This is a genomic window from Dactylosporangium darangshiense, from assembly GCF_039537565.1.
Lineage (GTDB): Bacteria > Actinomycetota > Actinomycetes > Mycobacteriales > Micromonosporaceae > Dactylosporangium > Dactylosporangium darangshiense.
Genome location: NZ_BAABAT010000178.1, coordinates 1 through 1,553, shown reverse-complemented (window position 1 = coordinate 1,553; position 1,553 = coordinate 1). Strand labels below are relative to the sequence as shown.

Sequence of the window (1,553 nt, the reverse complement as noted above, 5' to 3'; positions counted from 1 at the left end):
CGAACAGCTCCTCGCCAGCATCTGGGCCGAACTGCTGCACCTGGACCAGGTCGGGGTCACCGACAACTTCTTCGACCTCGGCGGCCACTCACTGCTCGCCACCCAAGCCATCGCCCGCCTCGGCATCGACCTGCCCCTCGCCGCCCTCTTCGACCACCCCACCATCAAAGACCTCGCCCACACCATCGACACCACCACCAACACCGTCGCGCCGATCACACCCGCCGACCGGACCAAACCACTACCCCTGTCCTACGCCCAGCAACGCCTCTGGTTCCTGCACCAACTCGACCCCGACTCCGCCGAATACCACGTCCCCACCGTCATTCCCCTCCCCGACACCGCCGACGCCACCGCCATCGCCGACGCCCTGAGCACCATCGTCGAACGCCACGAAATCCTGCGCACCCGCATCATCACCGACCCTGACGGCATCCCGTACCAGGTCATCGACCCACCCGCACCCGTCCGTCTCCACACCACCAGCGACATCCACACCCCCTTCGACCTGACCACCGGCCCCCTCATCCGAGCCGCGCTCGTCCACCAACGCCTCCTCATCACCGCCCACCACATCATCACCGACGAATGGTCCGAACGGATTCTCCGGCGCGAGCTCACCGCCCTCCTCAACCACCAACCCCTCCCACCACTGCCGACCCAATACGCCGACTACGCCACCTGGCAACGCCATCACCTCACCGGCGACATCCTCGACACCCAACTCACCTACTGGCACACCCAACTCGCGGACCCGCCGGTCCTCGAACTGCCGACCGACCGGCCCCGACCGGCGGTGCGCTCCACCGCCGGCGACGCCGTCGAGTTCACGGTCCCGGCCGACGTGACCACCGGGCTGCTGGACCTGTCCCGCCAGCAGGGCGCCACGATGTTCATGACGCTCCTCGCGGCGTACGCCGTCCTGCTGCACCGCCACACCGGCCAGACCGACCTGCTCATCGGCACGCCGATCGCCAACCGCGACCACCCGGACGTCGAACCGCTGATCGGACTCTTCGTCAACACCCTGGCGCTGCGCAGCCGGTTCGACGACGACCCGCTGTTCACCGAGTTCCTCGCCCGCACCCGCGCCACGGCCCTGGACGCGTACACCCATCAGGATCTTCCCTTCGAGCGCCTCGTCGACGACCTCGTCGACACCCGCGACCGCTCGCGGACCTCATTGGTCGAGACCTTCTTCGTGTACAGCGCCGATCCGCAGGCGCCGACCCCACGGGTCGCAGACGCCGCGGTGGCCAAGTTCGACCTGGCCTTCAGCGCGGCTCGGTCGCCCCAGGACGTCCTGCATTGTTCCGTGCATTTCAGCACCGGCCTGTTCGATCGGGCGACGGTCGAGCGTCTCGCCGGCCACCTGCAGGTGCTGTTGGCGGCGGTGGCGGCGGATGCGGAGCGTCCGGTGTCGCGGCTGCCGCTGCTCACTACGGCGGAGACGGCGCAACTGACGCAGTGGAACGACACCGCAGTCGCATTGCCGGTCGTGGGTTCGGTGCTGGACCTGATCGACTTCGACCGGGACGCCACCGCCGTCCGGT

The 1,553-nt window shown here is 68.4% G+C and carries 1 protein-coding gene; it reads left to right on the top strand.

The features are described 5' to 3' along the window. A partial coding sequence (locus ABD901_RS58540; RefSeq protein WP_345145047.1) for a condensation domain-containing protein occupies positions 1-1,553 on the top strand: 1,553 nt, incomplete at both ends.